This is a genomic window from Pseudomonas sp. LAIL14HWK12:I1 (genome assembly GCF_003202095.1).
GTDB classification, from domain to species: domain Bacteria; phylum Pseudomonadota; class Gammaproteobacteria; order Pseudomonadales; family Pseudomonadaceae; genus Aquipseudomonas; species Aquipseudomonas monteilii.
In genome coordinates this window covers 389,119-405,212 of the sequence record NZ_QJKG01000005.1, presented here as the reverse complement: position 1 = coordinate 405,212, position 16,094 = coordinate 389,119, and the positions used below count along the sequence as shown (strand labels likewise).

Sequence of the window (16,094 nt, the reverse complement as noted above, 5' to 3'; positions counted from 1 at the left end):
CCGTGTTGCATGCGCGGCGCCGAGACCCACCTGAATTTTCAAGCCGCATAGGTTACCACGGCTGCCGCACCGGCAGAACCTGCAACGCCGGGCAGCGCAGACGTGGGGGCATGGCTTGTTGACATCATGGTGCTCCCATGGAAGATTGCGCCCTTTTGGCCGTGCCAAGTTAACCGTTATTGCAATCAGGTTGGTTAGTGCAGTGAGTGGAATTCGTTTTGATGTCGATGCGGTTTTTTGTATTTCCCTCGACACGCGGGATGACCGGCGCAAGCTGTTCAGTGAAACCATCGGGCGGCAGCTGGACAATGAAGTGGTCTTTCATGTCGTGGCGAAAAACAGTGACCCCAAGCGGGGTTGCTACGAATCGCACCAGCAGTTGGCACGCCACGCACTGGACAACGGGCTGGATCGAATCCTGATCTTCGAAGACGATGCCAAGGCTTATGATTTCAAGGCTTCGCGGGTGAGCTGGGTGAACCGCTTCATGCAGTCACGCTCTTTCCAGGCACTGCATCTGGGCTATTCCATGGGGCGAACCTGGCTGACGTGGTTCCCGTTCATTGCCAGGGGGCGGGTGGTTGCACTGCACGCTTATGTACTGTCGCGCGAAGGCTGCCGGATCCTGGCAGAGACGCCCTACGATGGCACGCCCGTGGATGTGGTGGTCAAGCACAAGATTCGTCAGCACTGCGTGTTCCCGATGTTGTATCGCCAACATGCGGCAGCTGTGGCAGGTAGCGATCTGGAGCAGGTAGTGCGCAATGAGGATGAGTGGTGGGAGCGCAACTGGGCCAAGCACCGGCGTTCACCGATCAAGAACTTCTGGCGTACCGTACTGCGGCTGAACTTCTGACATGTCCCATTGGCTGAGGCGCATGATTTGCGGGCTGTACAGGCACAAACCGGTCGAGGTCGAACGCCTGTTCATTGGCGAGTTCGTCATTTCGCGGCAGGTCTGTCGCCGTTGTGGCTGCCCGCTTCGCGACCTGGCCGAATATCAGTGAAAGCCACTAACTGATAGGGTAGAGGGCAGCCTTCAAGGAGCCCTGTATGGACCCGATCACCACGCTTGCCACCCGCCTGGGTGAACACCTGCGCCGCTTCAATGCACAGGTGACCACCGCCGAATCCTGCACCGGCGGCGGCATCGCCGAAGCCATCACCCGTGTACCCGGTAGCTCGGCCTGGTTCGAGGCCGGTTATGTCACTTATTCCAATGCCCAGAAAACTCGCCAGCTGGGGGTGCCAGAGGTGCTGTTCGGCCAGGTGGGCGCGGTTAGCCAGGAAGTGGTCGAAGCCATGGTCAGAGGTGCCCAGGCCGCCAGTGGCGCGCGCTTTGCCGTGGCGGTAAGCGGAGTGGCCGGGCCGGACGGTGGCTCGCCCGCCAAGCCAGTGGGTACCGTGTGGCTGGCCTGGGGCGATGGCAGCCGTGTCTTCAGCGAGCGCCGGCAGTTCGACGGTGACCGCGAGGCGGTGCGCCGACAGACGGTGATCGCCGCGTTAGACGGCTTGTTACAGCTTGGTGCCGAGTAAATCGACGACAGGGGTTTGCGTGAGCGCCGGCCTGTGGAATAATACTGGCTACTTATACAGGTATTCCGGCCGTCAGGGCCACGTCGAACACGTGAGGATTTCAATGGACGACAACAAGAAGCGCGCCTTGGCTGCGGCCCTGGGTCAGATCGAACGCCAATTCGGTAAAGGCGCAGTCATGCGCATGGGCGACCACGAGCGCCAGGCGATCCCGGCCATCTCCACCGGTTCGCTGGGCCTGGACATCGCACTGGGCATTGGCGGCCTGCCAAAAGGCCGTATCGTCGAGATCTACGGCCCGGAGTCGTCGGGTAAAACCACGCTGACCCTGTCGGTCATCGCCGAAGCCCAGAAAAACGGCGCCACCTGCGCCTTCGTCGACGCCGAGCACGCCCTCGACCCTGAATACGCGGGCAAGCTGGGCGTCAACGTCGACGACCTGCTGGTTTCGCAGCCGGACACCGGCGAACAGGCCCTGGAAATCACCGACATGCTGGTGCGTTCCAACGCGGTTGACGTGATCATCGTCGACTCCGTGGCCGCCCTGGTGCCGAAGGCCGAGATCGAAGGCGAAATGGGTGACATGCACGTGGGCCTGCAGGCTCGCCTGATGTCCCAGGCGCTGCGCAAAATCACCGGTAACATCAAGAACGCCAACTGCCTGGTCATCTTCATCAACCAGATCCGTATGAAGATCGGCGTAATGTTCGGCAGCCCGGAAACCACCACCGGTGGTAATGCCCTGAAATTCTACGCCTCGGTGCGCCTGGACATCCGTCGTACGGGTGCGGTCAAGGAAGGCGACGAGGTGGTCGGCAGCGAAACCCGCGTCAAGATCGTCAAGAACAAGGTTTCGCCACCGTTCCGTCAGGCCGAGTTCCAGATCCTCTACGGCAAGGGTATCTACCGCAATGGCGAAATCATCGACCTGGGTGTTTCCCAAGGTCTGGTCGAGAAGTCCGGTGCCTGGTATGCCTATCAAGGCAACAAGATTGGACAAGGTAAAGCCAACGCCGCCAAGTACCTGGCTGAGAACCCGGCGATTGGTGCCGAGATCGAGAAGCAGATTCGCGACAAGTTGCTGACTTCTGGCGCTGTCGCTGCGGCTGGCAAAGCTGCGGCTGTCGAAGCAGATGCCGATGACATGGCCGACGCTGACGCCGGTTATTGATTGCGCGGTAGATAGCTGAACATGTCCGCCGTACTCGACACCCCCGTCGCCATTCGGCGGACAGCCATGGACCTGCTCGCGCGACGTGAGCACGGTCGCGTTGAGCTGACGCGCAAGCTGCGTCAGCGCGGCGCTTCGGATGAGCTGATCGAGCCTGAGCTCGATCGGCTCGCCGAAGAAGGGCTGCTGAGTGAAGCCCGCTACCTTGAAAGCTTTATCCGCTACCGTTCCGGTTCTGGCTATGGCCCTGCGCGTATTCGCGAAGAGCTTGGCCAGCGTGGTTTGGCGCGTGCTGATATCGAGCAGGCGCTACGCGAGAGCGAGGTGGACTGGGCAGAGCGCATGCGTGATGTGTGGCAGCGCAAGTTCGCCGGGCAGCGCCCGCAAGACCCGCGCAGCCGTGCCCAGCAGACCCGATTTCTCGCTTACCGGGGCTTCCCCATGGATTTGATCGGTCGCCTGCTCAGTGGGCGGGATCTGGATGATTACTGATCATTGCTGAAATGCCGGGGCCGCTCTGCGGCCCCAAAGCAGACGACGCTTATGAACTGACCTTCAACGCCTCCCTGGCCCGTTGCGTGGTATGCATCGGCTGCGGCTTGGCCCAGTTTTCCGGCAGGTTGATGAAATCCACCAGCTCGCGCAGCCGGCCCTGATCCCGGCCATTGAAGGCGAACGACAAGCGGGTCAGGTGGCTGAAATTACCCACCTCATGCTCGGCGCCACTGTCTGGCTGCTGGTGATACTTGCCACTCAGGCGCAAGTCGGCAAAACCCTCCTGGATGTCATACAGCGCTGCTTCGCTGAGCGGGTGGTGCATGCGGATTACGAACTGGCTCTTCAGCCAGCGGCTGGAGTGGTAGTTGCTGTAGAACTGGTTGATTTCCTCCACCGCCTCGTCGGCACTGTGCACCAGGCGTACCAGCTTCAGATCGCTGGGCAGGATGTAGCGGTTTTCTTCCAGCTGGCGGCTGATGAAGTCCAGGCAGTCTCGCCAGAAGCTACCGCCAGGCGAGTCAAGCAGCACCACCGGTACCAATGGGCTTTTGCCGGTCTGGATCAGGGTCAGAACCTCCAGCGCTTCATCCAGGGTGCCGAAACCGCCAGGGCACAGCACCAAGGCATCAGCCTCTTTGACAAAAAACAGCTTGCGGATGAAGAAAAAGTGGAACGGTAGCAGCTTGTCGGTACCGCCTACCGTGGGGTTGGCATGTTGTTCGAAGGGCAGGGTGATGTTGAAACCCAGGCTGTGCTCGCTGCCAGCGCCTTCGTGGGCTGCCGCCATGATGCCGCCACCCGCTCCGGTAATGACCATCAGATCGGAGCGTGCCAGGGTGGCGCCCAGCTCGCGGGCCAAGGCATACATCGGGTGTTCCAGCGGGGTACGTGCCGAACCGAACACGGTCACCTTGCGCCGACCTTTGTAGCGCTGCAGGGTGCGGAACGACTGGTCCAGTTCGCGCAGGGCTTGCAAGGTGATCTTGGCGCTCCAGCGGTCGCTGTCGTCATGGGCCATGCGCAGGATGGTCAACATCATGTCGCGGTACAGCGGCAAGTTGGGGCTGTCGGGTGCTACCAGTTGCAGTTGTGCGTCGATGTTGCTCAGGTCGATGTTGTTGTCGCGGAAGTGGCTGAACAGCAGTTCATTCGATTGGTAAGGCATGCAACGTCTCCTTCTGCACCAATGCCTATGACCTCAATCTAGACCGTCGCGCCCGATCGTGCCGGGTTGTTTGGCAGCGCCGCCTGTCGGCATGCACCCAATGGCGGCACGGGTTTGGTTAACTGGTAAAGCGAAACGTGTCGATGCAGGAGGTGGCGGTATGCATCGCTTGATCATCGAAGTGGACGGGCAGCTCTACCGGCTGCTGGAGAGCGCGGCCCAGGTGCATCACCTGAGCCTTGAGGCCGAGTGCTGCCGCAGGTTGGAGGGGCTGGAGTGCCAGTCACGCTACCTGCAGGCGTTGTTGGCCGAAATGCGTGCCGATGCCGCCGAAGGGCGCTGGTGCGCCCGCGAGAAGGAGCAGATGTAGCGTGATACGCGGCTGTTACTTCTTCTGGTTGCCGGCCATGCAGCTGGCACTGTCGAAGGCCTGATCCATGATTGGCTGGTTGGTCTTGTAGACAGTGAAACGGTAGACCATGACCGCACCCTTGGACATCAGGTTACGGAACCCGCTGTTGCGGCAAACGCTGTCGCCCAGCTGGCTGCGTACCTGCTCGGGGTTGGCCTGCATGCGCTCGGCGTGGCTCTGGCGTACGCTCAGGTGGTTGACCAGCGCCTTGCCCTCTACGGTGTAACCCTGGTCGAGGATGTCCTCGTTGATGGCGCGCGGGGTGCCGACGCTGCTTTCTGTGGCAACCTTCTGCAGCATCTTGTTAAGGTCGTAGTCCTGCTTGGATGCCGCCTGTGCTGCCAAAGGCAGGGCGAGCAACAGGCTCAGGGCGGGGGCGATAAGGCGCAGCATGAATCTCTCCTGGTTCGATGACTGGCGCTTTGACATGCGCGGGTCGACGGTGTTCCGTGAAATCGCGCAAGGCAAGATCCGGGCACGGTAAAGGCCCGATTATAAAGACCGCCTTGCAGCCTGCACAGCAATTGCCCCCTGTTCTGGTAGACTGGCGCCCTTGTGTTCTCCGAGTCATCCTTGTGCCCATCTCCAAATCGACCAGAGGCCTGCCGGCATGAGCCATGCGGTAGCGCGCCTGCGCGCCGAACGCCTGGCCCGCAGCAACAAGCCATTCATCGCCCGTGGTTCGCGTGCAGAGCGTTGCCCGGATTGCCGGGTGATTGCCACCCATTGCCTGTGTGCCTGGAAACCCCGTGTACAGGCTGACTCCGGCGTGTGCCTGCTGATGCACGACACCGAGCCGTTGAAGCCTACCAACACCGGCTGGCTGATTGCCGACCTGATCGAAGACACTTCCGCTTTTGGCTGGCTGCGCACCTCGGTCGACGAGCGCTTGCTGGCCTTGCTCGACGACCCGCGCTGGCAGCCCTATATCGTCTTCCCGGGCGAGTTCGTGGCTGAACAGCGGGTGGTCAGCGAGGTGGTGCGCGAGCCGGGCAAGCGCCCGTTGTTCATCCTGCTGGATGCCACCTGGACCGAGGCGCGCAAGATGTTCCGCAAAAGCCCGTACCTGGACCGCTTCCCGGTGTTGAGCCTGCAGGCCGAGCAGATGTCGCGTTACCGCCTGCGGCGTTCCAAGCGTGATGATCACTTCTGCACGGCAGAAGTGGCCGCCATGTGCCTGGACCTGGCCGGCGACAGCCAGGCCTCGCAGGCATTGGATGCCTACCTGGATGTGTTCAGCCTGCATTACCTGAGCGGCAAGCGGCGCCTGCCGCTGGACGAGCAGGACGACACCCACCAGCGTTTGCATACCTTCCTATAGTCCAAGGGGCACAACCCCTGCTTTGGTTCATAATGACGGAGCTGGCAGCCAGGGTGGGCGAGACGGCAGGGCGATCGGCTTGACCACCCTTGACCGTGCTCGGCATCCTTGGCGCCGATTCCCCGCCGGACGCTTCCCTTACCCTCGAGCGCCTGGCACAGAACAGGATCCTTAGATCGATGGCCACTTACGAAATCCTGATTGCCGATGACCACCCACTGTTCCGTGGCGCCCTGCGCCAGGCCGTTACCCTCGGCCTGGGCCCGGATGTACGCTTGGTCGAAGTCGCGAGCATTGCCGAACTGGAAACCCGTCTGAGCGAAAAAGCCGACTGGGACCTGGTGCTGCTGGACTTGAACATGCCGGGTGCTTACGGTTTTTCCGGGCTGGTGCTGTTGCGCGGGCAATACCCGCAGATTCCCGTGGTGATGGTATCGGCGCAGGAAGAGGCTGCCGTGGTGGTCAAGTCCCGCGAGTTTGGCGCCAGTGGCTTCATTCCCAAGTCCAGCACCCTGGAAGTCATCCAGGATGCCGTGCGCAAGGTGCTCGATGGCGAGGTCTGGTGGCCGCCGCAGGCGTTCGAAAAGGTGGATGTGTCGGCTGAGGCCAAAGCCGCCAGCGAAGGCCTGGCCAGCCTTACGCCGCAGCAATTCCGCGTACTGACCATGGTCTGCGAAGGCTTGTTGAACAAGCAGATCGCCTATGAGCTGAACGTGTCGGAAGCTACCATCAAGGCCCACGTGACCGCGATCTTCCGCAAGCTGGGCGTGCGCACCCGCACCCAGGCTGCACTGCTGCTGCAACAACTTGAATCGGTTGCCAGCAACTGACTGCGCGTGGCTTCACGCTTTTTTGACCCGTGCCGGTCTAGTCTGCTGGCCTTTCCGTTGTGAAGTGACTCACATGACATCGCCATTCAAGGGCCAGACCGGCCTCAAACGCATCTTCAACGCCGCCGGCTACTCACTGGACGGCCTGCGCGCCGCCTTCAAGGGGGAGGCCGCGTTCCGCCAACTGGTACTGCTCAACGTGCTGCTGATCCCGATCGCCTTCTGGTTGCCGGTCAGCCGTGCGGAACGGGCGATCATGATCGCGGTGTGCTTGTTGGGCTTGATCGTCGAGCTGTTCAACTCGGCCGTGGAAGCGGCCATCGACCGCATCTCGCTGGAGCGTCACCCCCTGTCGAAAAACGCCAAGGACATGGGCAGCGCCGCACAGCTGGTGGCGCTGACCATGGTCGCGCTGGTGTGGGGCGTGATCCTGCTTTAAGCGATTGGCGGCAGCACGATCTCATCACTGCGGGTAAAGCCCGCGGTGAAGCTGCGGCAAAGTTCCAGAAACTCACGCATGGCCGAGGTCTGGTACTTCTGTTTGTGCCAGATGAAGTAGAACTGGCGCATCAGGTCCAGCTCGGGGGTTTCTACCGCTACCAGGCTGCCTCGGCGGAAGGCATCCCGCAGCGCCAGGCGTGAAATGCAGCCAATGCCCAGGCCCGACTCGACGGCGCGCTTGATGGCTTCGGTGTGTTCCAGCTCCAGGCGGATATTGAGGTTGGCGCGGTGATGGCGCATGGCCTGGTCGAAGGTCAGGCGCGTGCCTGAGCCTTGCTCGCGCAGTATCCACGCTTCTTGCGACAAGCTTTCGATATCGGCACGGCCCAGCGTGGCCAGCGGATGCTGCGGCGCGCAGAACACCACCAGTTCGTCCTCTACCCAGGGCTGCACTTCCAGGTCCGGGTGGTTGCAGTCACCTTCGATTAGACCCAGATCAATTTCGTAGTGCGCCACCTGCTGCACGATATGCGCTGTGTTCTGTACATGCAGCTTCACCTGGCTTTCCGGGTGGGTCTGCATGAAGCTGCCGATCAGCAGGGTGGCCAGGTAGTTGCCGATAGTCAGTGTGGCGCCAACCGCCAGCGAACCGAAACCGGACTTGCCATTGAGCAGGTCTTCGATTTCCTTGGCCTGGTCGAGCAGGGCAACCGCCTGCGGTAGTAGCTGATGGCCCAAGGCGTTGAGGGCCAGTCGCTTGCCGGCACGGTCGAACAACTGGCAGCTCGATTGCCGCTCCAGTTCGGTAATTGAAGTGCTGGCGGCCGACTGCGACAACGCCAGCAGGCTAGCGGCCCGAGAGACGCTTTGATGCTGGGCGACGGCGACGAAGACCTGTAGTTGACGAAGTGTGAATCGCATATCGATATAACCGATAACACATATCTTGATAATCCAGTTAACAGATATTGTCGCTGCCCCTAAACTATTGCGCAACTGCGCGTTTTGCGCGCCGCGTTTTTCTTCAGGAGCCCCATCGATGAGCAACATGAACCACGAACGTGTCCTCAGTGTGCACCACTGGAACGACACCCTGTTCAGCTTCAAGTGCACCCGCGACCCGGGCCTGCGCTTCGAGAACGGTCAGTTCGTGATGATCGGCCTGCAGCAGGAAAGCGGCCGTCCGCTCATGCGTGCCTATTCCATCGCTTCGCCGAACTGGGAAGAGCACCTGGAGTTCTTCAGCATCAAGGTGCCGGACGGCCCGCTGACCTCGCAGCTGCAGCACCTGAAGGAAGGCGATGAGATCATCATCAGCAAGAAGCCTACCGGCACCCTGGTACTCGATGACCTGAACCCTGGCAAGCACCTGTACCTGCTGAGCACCGGCACTGGCCTGGCGCCGTTCATGAGCGTCATCCAGGACCCGGAAACCTACGAGCGCTTCGAAAAAGTGATCCTGGTGCATGGCGTGCGTTACGTGAACGAAGTGGCCTACCGCGAGTTCATCACCGAGCACCTGCCGCAGAACGAGTTCTTCGGTGAGTCGGTTCGCGACAAGCTGATCTACTACCCGACCGTGACCCGCGAGCCGTTCGAGAACCAGGGCCGCCTGACCGACCTGATGCGCAGCGGCAAGCTGTTCAGCGACATCGGCCTGCCACCGATCAACCCGCAGGACGACCGTGCGATGATCTGCGGCAGCCCGAGCATGCTCGACGAGACCAGCGAAGTGCTGGACAGCTTCGGCCTGAAGATCTCCCCGCGCATGCGTGAGCCGGGTGACTACCTGATCGAGCGTGCCTTCGTCGAGAAGTAAGGCGCAGGCTGGTACAAGAAGGCGACCCTCGGGTCGCCTTTCTTATGCTTGAACACAATCTATTCGACGCGGGTCTCGCCGCTGTAAACCAGAATCTCCCTGCATCGCTTGCACAGGTACCGCCGCCCCTGGCGCACCAACTTGTGCCGCTGCGCCGTAAACGGGAAGTCACCCTGCGGGCATGGGCAGCGGTAAATGTAGCGGGTGACCGCGCGCCGTTGCACTGCGTAGTTGTGGCACCGGTTGGGCGGCAGCTCGTACACCCCGCGCATGATCAGCTGCCACTCCTCGCCATGGGCCTGGATGCGGTCGCCGAACAGCTGGTGGGCCACCAGGTGTGCCACTTCATGGGCCACGGTCTGGCGCAGGAAGTCTTCCTGGTTTTCGCGGTAGAGCTGCAGGTTGAAACGCAGCAGGTTCTCGTGCAGGTGGGCAACCCCGGCTTTTTGCCCGCGCAGCTTGAAGCTGACTTCCGGGCGCGGGAAGGGGCGTTTGAAGAAGGTTTCGGCTTGCTGGTAACAGGTTTCGACGCGTTGTCTGAGCAGCTCGGGCATGGCGGGGTGGTTCTCCTGACCGGGCATTATGCCGCAACTGCAGCGGGGGTGCCGAGCCACCGGTCAGCGCACAGCCAGAGGCCGCCTTGCGGCGGCCCCTGATTGATGCCCCAGTGTTGGTTGAATCTGTTCTAGTTGGTGTAGACGGGCCCCACGCCCAGTCCCCAGATAATCACCGTGGCGGCCATGATCGCCACCAGCACCACAAGGCCCACCGCCAGCACGGAGCTCGAGAACAGGAAGCCTTCGTCGGACGGTATGTTCATGAACGTCGGTAAGCCGACATACAGCAGGTACACCGTGTAGCAGATGGCGGCCGTGCCGATCAGCATGCCCAGCCACAAGTGCGGGTAAAGCGCTGCCAGGCCGCCGATGAACAAAGGGGTGGCGGTGTAGGTGGCAAAGGCGATGCACTGCGCCATGGACGGGTTGGCATCGTAGGTGCGCGCCATCCAGTGGATGAATGCGCCCATTACCGCCACCCCGGCGAGCATTGCCAGGTACGACATGATGCTCATCCAGATGGCGCTTTCCATGGTCAGCATCACTGCTGGGCGGTCGCCGATCACCCAGCCGACCTGGGTGGTGCCGATGAACGCCGAAACGGCGGGAATCGCCGCCAGGATAAGGGTATGCGTCAGGTACATGTGGCTGATGGTTTCTTCTTCGCCACGGATTTCCCGCCATTCCTGGTCGGGATGGGTAAACAGCCCCACAACGTGATGAATCATGCCGTCACTCCTCTCAATGTTGCCAAACGCCCCCCAGATGGAGCGCAAGCGGCCCGAGGCCCGAACACCGAAGCAAGCGGTAATGTGGCCTTATGTCGCAGTATAGGAAGCTGTTGCCGGCATAAACCGTGCTTTTTAGAGCAAATTGCGCTGTCAGGCGTACTGTTGATTACAACGAAGTCTTTATCGGAATGCCTACAGCGGCGCCGCGTTTGTGCGTAAAATAGCCGCCTTTTGTCACACCTCGCGGATTCAAGCGCTATGGGCACCCTCTCGGTCAACCAGAACAAACTGCAAAAACGCCTGCGTCGTCTCGCCGGCGAAGCCATCACCGACTACAACATGATCGAGGATGGCGACAAGGTCATGGTCTGCCTGTCTGGCGGCAAGGACAGCTACACCATGCTCGACGTTCTGTTGCACCTGCAGAAGGTGGCACCGATCAAGTTCGAGATCGTTGCGGTGAACATGGACCAGAAGCAGCCGGGCTTCCCCGAGCACGTGCTGCCGGCCTACCTCAAGGAGCTGGGCGTCGAGTACCACATCGTCGAGAAGGACACCTACTCGGTGGTCAAGGAACTGGTACCCGAGGGCAAGACCACCTGCTCGCTGTGCTCGCGCCTGCGCCGTGGCACCTTGTACACCTTCGCCGATGAAATCGGCGCGACCAAGATGGCCCTGGGGCACCACCGCGACGATATCGTCGAAACCTTCTTCCTCAACATGTTCTTCAACGGTGCGCTCAAGGGCATGCCGCCGAAGCTGCGCGCCGATGATGGCCGCAATGTGGTAATCCGCCCGCTGGCCTACTGCAGCGAGAAGGACATCCAGGCCTACTCGGACATGAAGGAATTCCCGATCATCCCGTGCAACCTGTGCGGCTCGCAGGAAAACCTGCAGCGCCAGGTGGTCAAGGACATGCTGGTGGAGTGGGAGCGCAAGCACCCGGGCCGTACCGAGAGCATTTTCCGAGCCCTGCAGAACGTGGCACCGTCGCAACTGGCCGACCGCAACCTGTTCGACTTCACCAGCCTGAAGATCGACGAAAACGCTACCCCGCGCTTCCTCGACGTGGTGAATATCTGAGCCTATGCGCGATTACCAGTGGCTGCATGAGTACTGCCTGAACCGCTTTGGCTCGGCCCAGGCGCTGGAGGCATTCCTGCCGCAGCCGCGCACGCCGGCGCAGTTGCGGGGCATCAGTGATGACCGCTACCTGTCGACCCTGGCCTTGCGTGTGTTCCGCGCCGGGCTCAAGCACAGCCTGGTGGATGCCAAATGGCCGGCGTTCGAGCAGGTGTTCTTCGGTTTCGACCCGGAGAAGGTGGTGCTGATGGGCGCCGAGCACCTGGAGCGGCTGATGCAGGATGAGCGCATCATCCGTCACATGGGCAAGCTCAAGAGCGTGCCGCGCAATGCGCAGATGGTGCTCGACGTGGCGAAGGAAAAGGGCAGTTTCGGCGCCTTCATCGCCGATTGGCCGGTGACCGACATCGTGGGCTTGTGGAAGTACCTGGCCAAGCACGGCAACCAGCTGGGTGGGTTGTCGGCGCCACGCTTTTTGCGCATGGTCGGCAAGGATACGTTCATTCCCACCGATGACATGGCGGCGGCGCTGATTGCACAGAAGGTGATCGACAAGCAACCGACCAGTCAACGCGACCTGGCGTTGGTACAGCAGGCGTTCAACCAGTGGCACGAAGAGAGCGGGCGGCCGCTGTGCCAGTTGTCGGTGATGCTGGCGCATACCGTCAACCATTGAGATTTTGGGGCCGCAGAGCGGCCCCAGATGTTAATTACCTTCGCCCGCCAGGCGCCGCTCATGCTGGAACTTCCAGCGCACATACAGCAGCCCTGCAATGAACAACCCCAGGCTCACCAGCACTTCAACCCAGCCGAACACCGCCCGCGCCGGGTCGAACGCCGCCAGCACGCCCTTGATGAAATAGATGTTCACCACGAAGCAGGTCCAGGCATGTGCCCGTGCGCTGCCTGTCAGCATGCCCGGCAACAGCAACAGCAGCGGCACCAGTTCGATCGCCAGGATCACCTCGACCCGTGCCCCGTGCAGGTTGGCAAACCACAGGTTGTTGACCACCAGCAAAGCGATCAGGCCGAAGAAAAACGCCAGGCTCAACGCTCGCGTCAGGCGCAGGCGCGGTGCCAACCATTCCAGTGGCGGCAACACCTTGGGCTTTTTAGCCACGCGCGGCCTCCAGGGCCTTGGCGGTGGTCGCCAGGCGTTGGCCAAGGGCGCGGCACAGGGCGATCTCGTGTTGGTCGAGCTCGCGCTTGCCATCGGCACCGGCATGGTGGCTGGCACCATAAGGGGTGCCGCCCCCGCGGGTTTCCAGCAAGCCCGATTCGCTGTAGGGCAGGCCCATCACCAGCATGCCGTGGTGCATCAACGGCAGCATCATCGACAGCAGGGTGGTTTCCTGGCCGCCGTGCAGGCTGGCGGTGGAGGTGAACACGCCAGCCGGCTTGCCCACCAGTTCGCCACCCAGCCACAGGCTGCTGGTGCCGTCCAGGAAGTACTTCAGCGGCGCTGCCATGTTGCCGAAACGGGTCGGGCTGCCCAGCACCAGCCCGGCGCAGTGGCGCAGGTCGTCCAGGGTGGCGTACAGCGCGCCACTGGCCGGAATATCCGGCGCGACGGCTTCGCACTCGGTGGAGATCGCAGGCACCGTGCGCAGGCGCGCCTCCATGCCGGCCAGTTCGATGCCGCGAGCGATATGCCGGGCCATTTCGCTGGTCGAACCATGGCGGCTGTAATACAGCACCAGGATGTACGGGGCGCTCACGGCAGGATCTCCAGCACTTTTTCCGGCGGGCGACCGACCACGGCCTTGTCACCGGCGACCAGGATCGGGCGTTCGATCAGCTTGGGGTGCTGGGTCATGGCGTCGATCAGTTGTGCATCGGTCAATGCCGGGTCAGCCAGGTTCAGGTCCTTGTACGCGTCTTCACCTGTGCGCAGCAGTTGACGTGGTGTGACGCCCAGCTTGGCGAGCAGGGCCTTGAGGGTGGCGGCGTCGGGTGGGGTTTCCAGGTAGCGCACGATGGTTGGCGCCAGGCCGCGGGCTTCGAGCAGTTCCAGCGCGCCGCGGGATTTCGAGCAGCGCGGGTTATGATAGAGCGTGAGGTCGGTCATGTCGGGTCGCATCCAGCAGGGTGTGGCGGCTATTCTAACCGCAGCGACTGACCAATTTGCTTTAAAACTCGAGAAGGATTGACCCATGGCAAGGCGTCTGGCAGCAGTACTGGCCATCACCGCGAGCCTGTTGCTCGGTGGTTGCGGTGCCGATTATGGCGTGGACCAACACGGTAATACGGTTAAGGCCGAACAGATCGACGGGCACTGGCTGGTGCTCAACTACTGGGCTGAATGGTGCGGGCCGTGCCGTACCGAAATCCCGGAACTGAACGCGGCGGCCAAGCAGTGGGCGGCCGATGGCATCAAGGTGGTGGGGGTGAATTTTGATGGCTTGCAGGGGCAGGACCTGAAACAGGCCGCTGACACCCTGGGCATCGGTTTTACCGTGCTGGCCCAGGACCCGGCCGAGCGCTACGACCTGCCACGCAGCGAGGCGCTGCCGGTGACCTACATCATCGATGACAAGGGCAAGGTGCGTGAGCAGCTGTTGGGCGAGCAGACCCTGGAAGGGTTGCAGGCCAAGATCAAGGCCCTGAAAGGCGCTTGATCCAGGTGGGGCTGCAGGGCAGCCCCCCATGATATCAGCCTTCTTCAGGCCAGAATCGCAGCGGCTTGCCTTCGGCCGGCCAGAAGCGCATCTGCTCCACTGGCGACACATCCCAGCGCTGCACCGTTTCCAGTGCCTGCAAGAAGCGCTTTTCCTGCTCCATCAACGCTGGCGCGCACAGCTTGCGGGTCTTGCCGACCTTGCCGAAGCTCAGGTGCTCACCGTCCAGCGTGTACGGCGCAAACCAGTGGTTGCAACCGCCATTGCCATAGGCGCGGCCGTCGCTGGCCAGGGTCAGGGTCAGGTGGCTGTAGTCGATCAGCGGGCGTTCGCCAATCCACTCCAGCACATAGCTGCGTTCCTGCTGCAGCTTCGAAGGTTCTGCGGCGCAGCCGAGCAGGCCGGTGGCAATCAGCACGCCGGTCAGCAGATTTTTCACTCGACGCTCTCCTGGCAACGCGGGCACAGGTGTTTGTCGCCACGGCTGGCCCAGCCCAGTTCGGCAATGCGCGCGCTGGCAGCGGGTTGGCGGGCTTGTTTGCCCAGCTTGGCGTCCACGGCAAATTCGAAGTCCAGCACGGCATCGCAGCTGTCGCACTCGACCTGCCAGGTGAGGATTTCCAGCTCGTTGAACACCGGACCGCTGGCCACGGCAACCCACTGGCCGCGCGGGTTGATCAGGTGGCGCACGCTTTCCACGGTCAGGCGCATGGACAGGTCCTTGCTGCCTTTGAGGGTGACCAGCAGAGTGTCGCCTTTGTGCATCGAGCCGCCGTTGCCAGTGACCTGGTAGCGGCCTGGCACCAGTGCGCGGCACTCGATCAGGGTGTGTTGCGGGTTGAAAAGGGTGTAACGGAAATCGTGCTCGACCATGGGTCCTCCAGAAATGCCGCGTATCCTAGCATTAACCCATCACCAGATTCTGTGGATTGCCCGCCGCCCAGCGGTTGATGTTGTCCAGCGTGGTCGCGGCGATGGCATCCAGCGCCTCGCGGGTGAGGAAGGCCTGGTGAGCCGTGATGATCACGTTGGGGAAGGTCAGCAGGCGCGCCAGCACATCGTCTTGCAGGGGCAGGTCGGAGCGGTCTTCGAAGAACAGCTGGGCTTCTTCTTCGTAGACATCCAGGCCCAGGTAGCCGAGTTGGCCGCTTTTCAGCGCATCGATCAGTGCCGGGGTGTCGACCAGCGCGCCACGGCCCGTGTTTATGAGCATGGCACCGGGTTGCAGCTGGGCCAGGCTCTGTGCGTTGATCAAGTGGCGGGTGTGCTCGGTCAGCGGGCAGTGCAGGCTGATGATGCGGGCTTCGCGTAGCAACTCGGGCATGGTCAGGTAACGCGCACCGAGGGCCAGCAGTTCCGGGTTGGGGTAGGGGTCGTAGGCCAGCAGTTGGCAGCCGAAACCGGCCATGATGCGGGCAAAGGCCGCGCCGATCTGGCCGGTGCCGACCACACCGACGGTTTTGCCGTGCAGGTCGAAGCCGGTGAGCCCGTGCAGGGTGAAATCACCTTCGCGGGTGCGGTTGTAGGCCCGGTGCAGGCGCCGGTTGAGGGCCAGGATCAACGCCACGGCGTGCTCGGCCACGGCGTGTGGCGAGTAGGCTGGCACGCGAACCACCTCAAGGCCCAGCCGCTGGGCTTCGGCCAGGTCGACGTGGTTGTAGCCGGCCGAACGCAGCGCGATCAGGCGTGTGCCACCGGCGGCCAGGCGCTGCAGCACCGGGGCGTCGAGTTCGTCATTGATGAAGGCACAAACGACTTCGTAGCCGCTGGCCAGGGCGGCGGTGTCGAGCGTCAGGCGGGCAGGCTGGAAGTGCAGTTCCAGGGTGCTGCCACTGGCGGCCCGGGTGAAGCTTTCCTGATCGTAGTGCTGACTGCTGAACAACAGGGCTCGCATGGTGGGGCTCCTCATTCA

Annotated in this window: 24 protein-coding genes; 13 read left to right on the top strand and 11 right to left on the bottom strand. The window is 62.0% G+C overall.

Annotated elements, in window-relative coordinates; all coding sequences use genetic code 11:
• Positions 1-202 precede the first annotated feature (202 nt).
• The 5 genes from D906_RS15880 (at position 203) to recX (ending at position 3,199) form a co-directional block, all read left to right on the top strand.
• A complete protein-coding gene (locus tag D906_RS15880; RefSeq protein ID WP_019099316.1) occupies positions 203-856 on the top strand; it encodes a hypothetical protein in 654 nt (217 codons plus the stop codon).
• A 1-nt stretch (position 857) separates the two neighbouring features.
• A complete protein-coding gene (locus D906_RS26535) occupies positions 858-1,007 on the top strand; it encodes a hypothetical protein (protein WP_155951169.1) in 150 nt (49 codons plus the stop codon).
• Between the two features lie 46 nt (positions 1,008-1,053).
• Entirely contained in the window at positions 1,054-1,536 is a 483-nt protein-coding gene (locus D906_RS15875) for a CinA family protein (protein ID WP_019099314.1), read from the top strand.
• 103 nt (positions 1,537-1,639) lie between these two features.
• Positions 1,640-2,707: a recombinase RecA gene (recA, locus tag D906_RS15870; RefSeq protein WP_016715435.1), complete on the top strand. Its 1,068-nt coding sequence runs from the start codon at positions 1,640-1,642 to the stop codon at positions 2,705-2,707.
• A 21-nt stretch (positions 2,708-2,728) separates the two neighbouring features.
• Entirely contained in the window at positions 2,729-3,199 is a 471-nt protein-coding gene (gene recX / locus D906_RS15865; protein WP_016715436.1) for a recombination regulator RecX, read from the top strand.
• Between the two features lie 49 nt (positions 3,200-3,248).
• Here recX and D906_RS15860 read toward each other — a convergent pair whose 3' ends face one another.
• A complete protein-coding gene (locus tag D906_RS15860; protein ID WP_019099313.1) occupies positions 3,249-4,370 on the bottom strand; it encodes an LOG family protein in 1,122 nt (373 codons plus the stop codon).
• 160 nt (positions 4,371-4,530) lie between these two features.
• Here D906_RS15860 and D906_RS15855 point away from each other — a divergent pair, with 160 nt between their 5' ends.
• Positions 4,531-4,740 (top strand): hypothetical protein, encoded by a 210-nt coding sequence (locus D906_RS15855; protein WP_019099312.1) that lies wholly within the window; start codon positions 4,531-4,533, stop codon positions 4,738-4,740.
• A 15-nt stretch (positions 4,741-4,755) separates the two neighbouring features.
• Here D906_RS15855 and D906_RS15850 read toward each other — a convergent pair whose 3' ends face one another.
• Positions 4,756-5,175, bottom strand: a complete 420-nt coding sequence (locus D906_RS15850) for a quorum-sensing-regulated virulence factor family protein (protein ID WP_019099311.1) — start codon at positions 5,173-5,175, stop codon at positions 4,756-4,758.
• A gap of 217 nt (positions 5,176-5,392) precedes the next feature.
• On the opposite strand from D906_RS15850, the gene D906_RS15845 reads away from it, so the two are divergent.
• The 3 genes from D906_RS15845 to D906_RS15835 all read left to right on the top strand — a co-directional run bounded on the left by D906_RS15845 (position 5,393) and on the right by D906_RS15835 (position 7,372).
• Positions 5,393-6,103 carry a tRNA-uridine aminocarboxypropyltransferase gene (locus D906_RS15845; RefSeq protein WP_016715441.1) on the top strand — a complete coding sequence of 237 codons (711 nt, stop codon included), beginning with the start codon at positions 5,393-5,395 and terminating at the stop codon, positions 6,101-6,103.
• A gap of 179 nt (positions 6,104-6,282) precedes the next feature.
• Positions 6,283-6,933 (top strand): response regulator transcription factor ErdR, encoded by a 651-nt coding sequence (gene erdR, locus D906_RS15840; protein WP_016715442.1) that lies wholly within the window; start codon positions 6,283-6,285, stop codon positions 6,931-6,933.
• A 73-nt stretch (positions 6,934-7,006) separates the two neighbouring features.
• Positions 7,007-7,372, top strand: a complete 366-nt coding sequence (locus tag D906_RS15835) for a diacylglycerol kinase (RefSeq protein WP_010952700.1) — start codon at positions 7,007-7,009, stop codon at positions 7,370-7,372.
• On the opposite strand, the gene finR is transcribed toward D906_RS15835, so the two are convergent.
• The gene (gene finR / locus D906_RS15830; protein ID WP_016715443.1) at positions 7,369-8,295 is read right to left on the bottom strand and encodes a LysR family transcriptional regulator FinR; all 927 of its coding nucleotides are present in this window, start codon (positions 8,293-8,295) and stop codon (positions 7,369-7,371) included. The genes D906_RS15835 and finR overlap by 4 nt on opposite strands.
• Positions 8,296-8,413: 118 nt before the next feature.
• Between finR and fpr the strand changes: the two genes are divergently transcribed.
• Positions 8,414-9,193, top strand: a complete 780-nt coding sequence (gene fpr / locus D906_RS15825) for a ferredoxin-NADP reductase (RefSeq protein ID WP_004375483.1) — start codon at positions 8,414-8,416, stop codon at positions 9,191-9,193.
• A 59-nt stretch (positions 9,194-9,252) separates the two neighbouring features.
• Here the strand turns inward: fpr and D906_RS15820 are convergent, their stop codons facing one another.
• Both D906_RS15820 and D906_RS15815 read right to left on the bottom strand, forming a co-directional pair.
• Entirely contained in the window at positions 9,253-9,747 is a 495-nt protein-coding gene (locus D906_RS15820; RefSeq protein WP_016715444.1) for a SprT family zinc-dependent metalloprotease, read from the bottom strand.
• A 131-nt stretch (positions 9,748-9,878) separates the two neighbouring features.
• Positions 9,879-10,478 (bottom strand): Yip1 family protein, encoded by a 600-nt coding sequence (locus D906_RS15815; protein ID WP_003252385.1) that lies wholly within the window; start codon positions 10,476-10,478, stop codon positions 9,879-9,881.
• A gap of 261 nt (positions 10,479-10,739) precedes the next feature.
• Between D906_RS15815 and ttcA the strand changes: the two genes are divergently transcribed.
• Both ttcA and D906_RS15805 read left to right on the top strand, forming a co-directional pair.
• Entirely contained in the window at positions 10,740-11,564 is an 825-nt protein-coding gene (ttcA, locus tag D906_RS15810; protein WP_016715445.1) for a tRNA 2-thiocytidine(32) synthetase TtcA, read from the top strand.
• Positions 11,565-11,568: 4 nt separating this feature from the next.
• Positions 11,569-12,240 carry a DNA-3-methyladenine glycosylase I gene (locus D906_RS15805; RefSeq protein WP_019099310.1) on the top strand — a complete coding sequence of 224 codons (672 nt, stop codon included), beginning with the start codon at positions 11,569-11,571 and terminating at the stop codon, positions 12,238-12,240.
• Between the two features lie 30 nt (positions 12,241-12,270).
• On the opposite strand, the gene D906_RS15800 is transcribed toward D906_RS15805, so the two are convergent.
• Genes D906_RS15800 through arsC form a run of 3 tightly spaced genes read right to left on the bottom strand, consistent with a single transcriptional unit; the run spans position 12,271 to position 13,632 of the window.
• Positions 12,271-12,684 carry a DUF2069 domain-containing protein gene (locus D906_RS15800; RefSeq protein WP_016715447.1) on the bottom strand — a complete coding sequence of 138 codons (414 nt, stop codon included), beginning with the start codon at positions 12,682-12,684 and terminating at the stop codon, positions 12,271-12,273.
• The gene (gene wrbA, locus D906_RS15795; RefSeq protein WP_097156174.1) at positions 12,677-13,282 is read right to left on the bottom strand and encodes an NAD(P)H:quinone oxidoreductase; all 606 of its coding nucleotides are present in this window, start codon (positions 13,280-13,282) and stop codon (positions 12,677-12,679) included. The genes D906_RS15800 and wrbA overlap by 8 nt, the downstream gene beginning before the upstream one ends.
• Positions 13,279-13,632 (bottom strand): arsenate reductase (glutaredoxin), encoded by a 354-nt coding sequence (gene arsC / locus D906_RS15790; protein ID WP_016715448.1) that lies wholly within the window; start codon positions 13,630-13,632, stop codon positions 13,279-13,281. Before arsC ends, wrbA begins: the two co-directional genes overlap by 4 nt.
• An 85-nt stretch (positions 13,633-13,717) precedes the next feature.
• On the opposite strand from arsC, the gene D906_RS15785 reads away from it, so the two are divergent.
• Entirely contained in the window at positions 13,718-14,182 is a 465-nt protein-coding gene (locus D906_RS15785) for a TlpA disulfide reductase family protein (RefSeq protein WP_019099309.1), read from the top strand.
• Between the two features lie 34 nt (positions 14,183-14,216).
• Here D906_RS15785 and D906_RS15780 read toward each other — a convergent pair whose 3' ends face one another.
• The 3 genes from D906_RS15780 to D906_RS15770 are packed head-to-tail and all read right to left on the bottom strand — an operon-like array spanning position 14,217 to position 16,076.
• Positions 14,217-14,621, bottom strand: a complete 405-nt coding sequence (locus D906_RS15780) for an META domain-containing protein (RefSeq protein ID WP_019099308.1) — start codon at positions 14,619-14,621, stop codon at positions 14,217-14,219.
• Complete coding sequence (locus tag D906_RS15775; protein ID WP_019099307.1) at positions 14,618-15,055, bottom strand: hypothetical protein; 438 nt, start codon at positions 15,053-15,055, stop codon at positions 14,618-14,620. The genes D906_RS15780 and D906_RS15775 overlap by 4 nt, the downstream gene beginning before the upstream one ends.
• Positions 15,056-15,086: 31 nt before the next feature.
• Positions 15,087-16,076 (bottom strand): 2-hydroxyacid dehydrogenase, encoded by a 990-nt coding sequence (locus D906_RS15770; RefSeq protein WP_019099306.1) that lies wholly within the window; start codon positions 16,074-16,076, stop codon positions 15,087-15,089.
• Positions 16,077-16,094: the final 18 nt, after the last annotated feature.

Coding starts and splice junctions, on each gene's coding strand:
- D906_RS26535 (WP_155951169.1), top strand. CDS start 858: ATGTCCCATTGGCTGAGGCGCATGATTTGCGGGCTGTACAGGCACAAA.
- D906_RS15875 (WP_019099314.1), top strand. CDS start 1,054: ATGGACCCGATCACCACGCTTGCCACCCGCCTGGGTGAACACCTGCGC.
- recA (WP_016715435.1), top strand. CDS start 1,640: ATGGACGACAACAAGAAGCGCGCCTTGGCTGCGGCCCTGGGTCAGATC.
- recX (WP_016715436.1), top strand. CDS start 2,729: ATGTCCGCCGTACTCGACACCCCCGTCGCCATTCGGCGGACAGCCATG.
- D906_RS15860 (WP_019099313.1), bottom strand. CDS start 4,370: ATGCCTTACCAATCGAATGAACTGCTGTTCAGCCACTTCCGCGACAAC.
- D906_RS15855 (WP_019099312.1), top strand. CDS start 4,531: ATGCATCGCTTGATCATCGAAGTGGACGGGCAGCTCTACCGGCTGCTG.
- D906_RS15850 (WP_019099311.1), bottom strand. CDS start 5,175: ATGCTGCGCCTTATCGCCCCCGCCCTGAGCCTGTTGCTCGCCCTGCCT.
- D906_RS15845 (WP_016715441.1), top strand. CDS start 5,393: ATGAGCCATGCGGTAGCGCGCCTGCGCGCCGAACGCCTGGCCCGCAGC.
- erdR (WP_016715442.1), top strand. CDS start 6,283: ATGGCCACTTACGAAATCCTGATTGCCGATGACCACCCACTGTTCCGT.
- D906_RS15835 (WP_010952700.1), top strand. CDS start 7,007: ATGACATCGCCATTCAAGGGCCAGACCGGCCTCAAACGCATCTTCAAC.
- finR (WP_016715443.1), bottom strand. CDS start 8,295: ATGCGATTCACACTTCGTCAACTACAGGTCTTCGTCGCCGTCGCCCAG.
- fpr (WP_004375483.1), top strand. CDS start 8,414: ATGAGCAACATGAACCACGAACGTGTCCTCAGTGTGCACCACTGGAAC.
- D906_RS15820 (WP_016715444.1), bottom strand. CDS start 9,747: ATGCCCGAGCTGCTCAGACAACGCGTCGAAACCTGTTACCAGCAAGCC.
- D906_RS15815 (WP_003252385.1), bottom strand. CDS start 10,478: ATGATTCATCACGTTGTGGGGCTGTTTACCCATCCCGACCAGGAATGG.
- ttcA (WP_016715445.1), top strand. CDS start 10,740: ATGGGCACCCTCTCGGTCAACCAGAACAAACTGCAAAAACGCCTGCGT.
- D906_RS15805 (WP_019099310.1), top strand. CDS start 11,569: ATGCGCGATTACCAGTGGCTGCATGAGTACTGCCTGAACCGCTTTGGC.
- arsC (WP_016715448.1), bottom strand. CDS start 13,632: ATGACCGACCTCACGCTCTATCATAACCCGCGCTGCTCGAAATCCCGC.
- D906_RS15785 (WP_019099309.1), top strand. CDS start 13,718: ATGGCAAGGCGTCTGGCAGCAGTACTGGCCATCACCGCGAGCCTGTTG.
- D906_RS15775 (WP_019099307.1), bottom strand. CDS start 15,055: ATGGTCGAGCACGATTTCCGTTACACCCTTTTCAACCCGCAACACACC.
- D906_RS15770 (WP_019099306.1), bottom strand. CDS start 16,076: ATGCGAGCCCTGTTGTTCAGCAGTCAGCACTACGATCAGGAAAGCTTC.